This window comes from Clostridium sp., from assembly GCF_051650885.1.
Lineage (GTDB): Bacteria > Bacillota > Clostridia > Clostridiales > Clostridiaceae > Clostridium.
On record NZ_JBOFRG010000008.1, the window covers coordinates 1 to 6195 of the forward strand.

6 protein-coding genes are annotated in these 6195 nt (G+C 29.1%); 1 reads left to right on the forward strand and 5 read right to left on the reverse strand.

From position 1 onward, the window contains the following. The 5 genes from ACRC28_RS00100 to ACRC28_RS00120 all read right to left on the reverse strand — a co-directional run. A partial coding sequence (locus ACRC28_RS00100) for a hypothetical protein (RefSeq protein ID WP_438541426.1) occupies positions 1-241 on the reverse strand: 241 nt, incomplete at its 3' end. 67 nt (positions 242-308) lie between these two features. Then, on the reverse strand, positions 309-647 hold the full coding sequence (locus ACRC28_RS00105) for a hypothetical protein (protein WP_438541427.1): 339 nt from the start codon (positions 645-647) through the stop codon (positions 309-311). Positions 648-801: 154 nt separating this feature from the next. Then, complete coding sequence (locus ACRC28_RS00110; protein ID WP_438541428.1) at positions 802-2559, reverse strand: helicase-related protein; 1758 nt, start codon at positions 2557-2559, stop codon at positions 802-804. Between the two features lie 141 nt (positions 2560-2700). Then, on the reverse strand, positions 2701-3267 hold the full coding sequence (locus tag ACRC28_RS00115) for an HD domain-containing protein (protein WP_438541429.1): 567 nt from the start codon (positions 3265-3267) through the stop codon (positions 2701-2703). 13 nt (positions 3268-3280) lie between these two features. After that, a complete protein-coding gene (locus ACRC28_RS00120; RefSeq protein WP_438541430.1) occupies positions 3281-4291 on the reverse strand; it encodes a DNA polymerase beta superfamily protein in 1011 nt (336 codons plus the stop codon). Positions 4292-4421: 130 nt separating this feature from the next. Between ACRC28_RS00120 and ACRC28_RS00125 the strand changes: the two genes are divergently transcribed. Further along, on the forward strand, positions 4422-6195 hold a 1774-nt coding region (locus ACRC28_RS00125; RefSeq protein WP_438541431.1), incomplete at its 3' end, for a DUF11 domain-containing protein.

The window sequence follows — 6195 nt, forward strand, 5'->3', positions numbered from 1 at the left end:
TATCTAAAATTTCATTTACATTATAGTAGTTAATTAATGAAATACTACTTACCTTTTCCTCTCCATTAATTATTACTGGTATCTCCAAGTCTGTTTCTAGATAGATTCTTCCATTTTCTTCTTTAATGTATTCACTATACTCCTCTAAATCAATTAAAATTTCAATATTATAAATTACAGGAATTGAAGTTATTATAGTATTCTCTTTAGTTAAATTTATATCTAGACTAGCACCTGCCATAACACCTCTCCTCCTTTTATTTTAAAATAGCTAGTGTCAAAACTAGCTATTTTTTGTATCTTAAATTTTAAGCTATAGTAGCTTTGTATATCTTAGCTGTAACATCTGTTGTAAAGAAAGCATCAACGGCTGCTTGATCTTCAAAAACTACTCCATCAGGATAATAAGGACCAAAAGTTATTCCTGTAGAATCATTTATTGTTCCTGCTGTAAGAACTTTAGCAAATTTTTTTGCTCCTGTAGTATCAACCCAGTCTAATTGAATAGTAGACCCTGTCTCTACTGTAATTGTCTTTCCTGCAGGTGCTTTTATAATTATATCTACACCCATTTGACTTCCAAGTCCTGTAAGTTGAGTAACCACATCTGCATTTTGAATTGAATATTCTTGATTTAAATTAGCCATTTTCAGTTCCTCCTTAGGTTTTGTATCTTAATGATACCTATGTTATATAATATAAAATCCCTTAAATTTTGCCACTACTTTTACATAATTTTTATTATATTTTTAAAAATATTTTCTAATATAAAAAGCTCCCAAAAATCTTGGAAGCTTTTGCTTAATTTCTTATTAAAATATCATTTATTTCATCACTAATTCTAATTCTTTCATTTTTAATCCACTGTATATCTATCTTTAAATTAAAATTCTTTGAGAATGAATAATACATATTTACTTTTTGATAGTATATTTCAAGATCTGTTAATCCATGAGTTAAACATTCTGGTTTTAAAAGTTCCTCATATTTTAAGACGAAGTATTCATCTATAAAGTTTAAGAATGTTTTCATTAAATCATCATTTTTAACATCAAAGGCTACCTTTAAAAGACTCCATTCATCCTCATCTTTTAATTTATATTTTTTAACTCTATCTAAAATTAAAAGATATTCTGAGATATCCATCTTTTTATAGATATCAAGCTTTGGATCTTTTTCTTTCCAAAGGGCAAGTTTTTCTTTAAGCTTTAAGCCTTCAATTTTAACTATTGCATCTGATGGCCCTAGTACTGCCTTTTTAATTTTTTCATCTTCTTCCTCTAGCTTTTCTGCTATAAAATCAATATATCCCTTTATTGTACTTACATAACCTGTTTCATAGATTCCAAGCCTTCCAGCTCTTCCACCAATTTGCTTTACTTCTTGTGATTTTAACTCACGAACCTCTTCACCATCAAACTTTTTAGTATTTAAAAATACTATTCTTCTAATAGGAAGGTTGACTCCCATTCCTATAGCATCTGTTGTTACTACTACTGTTGTTTCTTTATTTATAAACATTTCATATTGCTTTTTACGCACTTCAGGAGGTAAATCTCCATAAATAATGCTAGCCTTAATTCCCATTTTAGATAAAGCATCAGCTTTTTCTAATACCTTTTTCTTTGAGAAAAGAACTAAGGCATCTCCTTCTTCTACATCCTTTAGGTTAAATTCATGTCTTTCAACCTCTAAAGGAACTCTTCTTTTATATTCCTTTATTTCATAGTCTTCACCAATATTATCTAAAATTTCTTTTATTATATCTAAACTACTTAATGCACCACAAAGATGAATCTCTCTTGCTGGTAGTCCTAAAAGTGCTTTTGTCCAAGCATCTCCCCTTTGCATATCATGGAGCATTTGAATTTCGTCAATAACTGCAATATCATAAAGCTTCTTTAAGTTAGCTTTTTCAATAGTACAACTCATATGAGTAGCCTTTTCCTTAATGTCTTCTTCCTCACCTGTTGAAAGACTACAAGTAATGCCCTCATCATTTAACTTCTCAAAAATTTCAAGAGCAAGAATTCTAAGTGGTGATAAATAAACACCTTCCTTAGCAGTTTTTAATCTTTCCATTGCATTATAGGTTTTACCTGTATTTGTATCTCCTAAATGAATTATAAACTTTCTTTCTATCTTTCTAGCTAAAATAAATTCATCCTTAGGATTATCTGGAAAAGCCTTATCAAAATCTTCACGTATAACTCTTGGAATATGCTCCTTAACTAAAATAGTCATTATACCTGAATTAATAAGATTTCTATAATTTTCTCCTGCTATATCATTAAATTTAAAATTACTATTATTTTTCTTATTATAATCTTCTAAAATTTCTCTTGAAATATATTTTAAAAGGTCAAGGTAATCCTCATATACATCCTCATACCCCTTTAAATTAAACTCTTTAATCTCTAAAAGAGTAGCTAGCTTCTTCCTTATAGATATATCCTCTGATATTAAAGCTTTAACTCCTGAATTATGAATAATCTCATGAGTTTTTCTAAACTGACTTTCAAACTTTTTAAGCTCTCTTTGTGCAGCATTCCTTTTCATAAAAAAACCACCTTCACATTGTAATATCTTTATTATAATGTAATCCCACAGATAAAAAAAGGAGACTAAAAAAATCTAAGATATACTCTTTCAAAATTTTATATTTATTTTTTATAACCTAAAATATATAGGTTATATCCACTATATTGTTTCAGTTAAATTTTCTTTAATATATTCAATTGCTTGTAGCTTAGGCTCTAGAAATTCTGGATTTTGACCTTTTGCATCACCTTTTTTAACTTCTAAAAGCGTTAATACCTCCTCTTTTTTCATTTCTTTTAAAAGCTTTCTTATTGCTTTTTTAGATGGAAGCTGTCTGTCATGATTTTTTATTAAAGATAAAATCTCTTTAATTTCTTTTTCTTCATATCCAAGTCTTTTTAATATAGGATAACTTAAATCTTTTGATTTTAATGGATGAAGGTAAAAATGTGCAACTCCCTTTTCATCTATTGTTTTGCATTTTCCTTTTCCTATATCATGTAAAAGAAGGACTACTCTCACCTTTTTATCTTTCTTACTATAGGCAATTGAATACAAGGTATGTTTTAAAACATTATATATATGATGCTTGTTTTCTTGAGTTACATCTTTTATTAGTGTAAGCTCTGGTACAAACTTTAAAATAGTAGCTTCTATATTTTCATAATCTTTAGACAAACTTTCTTCATCTATTGCACATAAAAACTCTTCAAGTTCTTCTCTCATAGCTTTCTGCCTCCTATCTTTTCAATATACCTTTATTTATTTCCATTACTAACTCATTTATTCTTTTTGTATCTTCCTTTTCATTAAGTTCAGTATGGATATATGCATATTTAAACTCTTCTTCAAATTTATCTACAAAAGAAAATATCTCTTCATATGAATATTTTCCATTTCTAATATTCAGTAAAAACTCTCTGTCATTTTCTCTATAAGTGTTTATTCCCTTTCCACTTAAAATTTCATTCCCCATTAAAAGAAGTCTAATTAAATGCATTGCATGTTTTAAAAGATGGGTTTCATCTTTCTTAGAATTTCTTTTATTTAATTTATCATAGTCTCTTATGATTTGATTCATTTCACTATAAATGTTTTTGAAATCACGTAATGGATAAGCTTTTAAGTTTACATCTATTAAAATTTCTTTTTCTAAATCAATTTTCTTTGATTCTTCTACTTCTAAATTTATAAATCCATCTCCAAATTCTTTGTATCTATCATTGAAAGTTAGCATTTGCTTTTCAATGGATTTTTTAATATGTTCTTCTTTTTCACCTTGAGGATATGAATCACGTGCTAGTGCATTTTGAAGTCTTCTAAGTTGCTGAACTGCATATCCTCCAAAGGATGCATAAGCTCTTTTAGATAAAAATAACTCTCTATTATCTAAAAGCATTTTCCCCTCCTTAGAAAGATAAATGTATCTATCTTCCTTTAATCCTAAAAGTTCAATTGTGTTAGGATTGCAGGCTCTTAAAAGTTTAATAATTTGCTTAAGAGGATATAAAACAACATCAAGTTCTCTATTTTCATAAGGCTTTTCCTCACAATCCATTAAAAGAAGTTCTTCCTTTGAATTTAAATAAACACCTCTTATATCAATATCAGATACATGATTATTGTTACTTACATTTGTTCCATATGCATAGCTTCCAGCAGGTGCTAAAAGAATAATATTGTTTCCTAATGATTTTTCATTTCTTAAAAAATCATATTCATTCTTTTTAATAATTTCTTTAAAATCCATAATCTACCTCCACTTTCTTTTAATTATACCTAAAATAATAATTGTAAATACCTATACCTATTAAAAATTTTAGTTAATTTAACAATTATATATTCAACTGAGTAATATATACTGAAAGGAGACTGATTTTATGGCACTAACACTTAGATTTTCTCAAACTGGCCCTTTAAAAATGATTCATACTGGAAATACTGTTGGTATGTCAGCTAATAGCACTTACTGTGCTACTGGTATCACTCTAGATCCTAATTTAAATAGTGGAAATGGAATCACAAGTTCTTTTTCAGTAGACACTTACGCTGGAACTTCAACTCTTGGCTCCAAACTTGGATCTTTTGCAGTTTTAAACCCTTCACCTGCTGATGTTCCAATTGGTTCTAATGTTGTTTTTGCAATTTTAACTGTTCAAAGTAATTCTTATTCACCTGCTGGAAATGTAACTTTAATTGACTCAAATAGTATTCCCCATAAAGTAAATTTAAACTGGACTGATTCAAACTCTGGTGCTACTGATGTAACAACTATTGTACAAAATTCTGGTTTTGGCTCTTATTCTGTTACAGACTTAGCTTTTACTTCTAGCTTTGATGTTCATGGTATAGGTTGGGGAATTTTAATTGCATATACACATCCTTCAATGCCAATTAGAAATTTAAGTTTTTATACAGGTTTTATTCAAAATGGAGGATCTGCCGTTGCCTCGGGCTTTAACACCCCAAGTTTTGGAACTGTTAAAGCTAGAGTTTATATTCAAGCCGTAGAAAGTAATTATTTTGCTCCTGGTGACGTTGTAACTTTAAATTCTGGGGTCTTATCAGGTCCCTACAATCCTGCAAATAACTTTTTCAATAATCAAATTTGCGATTATACAGGAAACGTAACTACTGTTGGTAGCTTTGCTCAATATAATGTACCTAGACAAACTGGGACTTCACCTTTTACAGGCCCAACTTATGCACGGGATATGTTTGATATTACAAACGTTGATGCAAGTGGAATTTTAGCAAATAATAGTACCTCTGCAACTATTTCAATCGGCTTTCAAGGAGATGTACTTTTTGTAGGTATGCTTGGTCTTGAAATAGACTCAAAACAAACATATTTAACACCAGTAAAGTATGTTGATAAAATACTTACAACACCTAAAAATACTCTAACTTATACATTGATAGTTACAAATGATGGTGGTGCCGATGCTTTAACTGGCTTTGTTCAAGACACAATTCCTTCTAACACTACCCTTATTCCAAATTCTTTAAGTATAAATGGAATTCCAAGTAGTGAGGATATCCAAGCTGGAATAAACTTAGGCTCTGTCCCTTATGGTACAGTCTACACTATAACTTATTCTGTAAATATAAATCCTAACACTCCTCTTACAGATACTATTAGTAATTTTGCTTATACCCAAGCCACATTTAGACCTATAAATAATGGTCCTATTTATGCTATTGGGAAAGTTAGTAATGTTGTTACAACTAACCTTTTTATTGATAGCACAAGCCTTGTCAAAAGCATTGATAAGGAAATCGCTTCACCAGGAAGCACTATAACTTATACAATCGTCATTTATAATAATTCACCAAATGAAATATCTGATATTGTTTTTACTGATTCAATTCCAATCACTACAAGTTTCATTCAAAATAGTTTAATTCTCAATGGCTCATCCATCTTAAATGCTAATCCTCAAAATGGTTTAAGCCTAAATATTACAATTCCAAGCTTAAGCTCTGCCACAATATCTTTTAAAGTTCTTGCAAACGGAACAGATGGAACTATTCCAAATATTAGCTCTATAAATTATTCCATAGTTTTACCTTCTGCAATTATCAAAAATAATACTCAAACTTCAAATATAGTTAATTTCATTTATGAATATGTGAAAACTTCTATAGTTAAAT

Coding starts and splice junctions, on each gene's coding strand:
- ACRC28_RS00105 (WP_438541427.1), bottom strand. CDS start 647: ATGGCTAATTTAAATCAAGAATATTCAATTCAAAATGCAGATGTGGTT.
- ACRC28_RS00110 (WP_438541428.1), bottom strand. CDS start 2,559: ATGAAAAGGAATGCTGCACAAAGAGAGCTTAAAAAGTTTGAAAGTCAG.
- ACRC28_RS00115 (WP_438541429.1), bottom strand. CDS start 3,267: ATGAGAGAAGAACTTGAAGAGTTTTTATGTGCAATAGATGAAGAAAGT.
- ACRC28_RS00120 (WP_438541430.1), bottom strand. CDS start 4,291: ATGGATTTTAAAGAAATTATTAAAAAGAATGAATATGATTTTTTAAGA.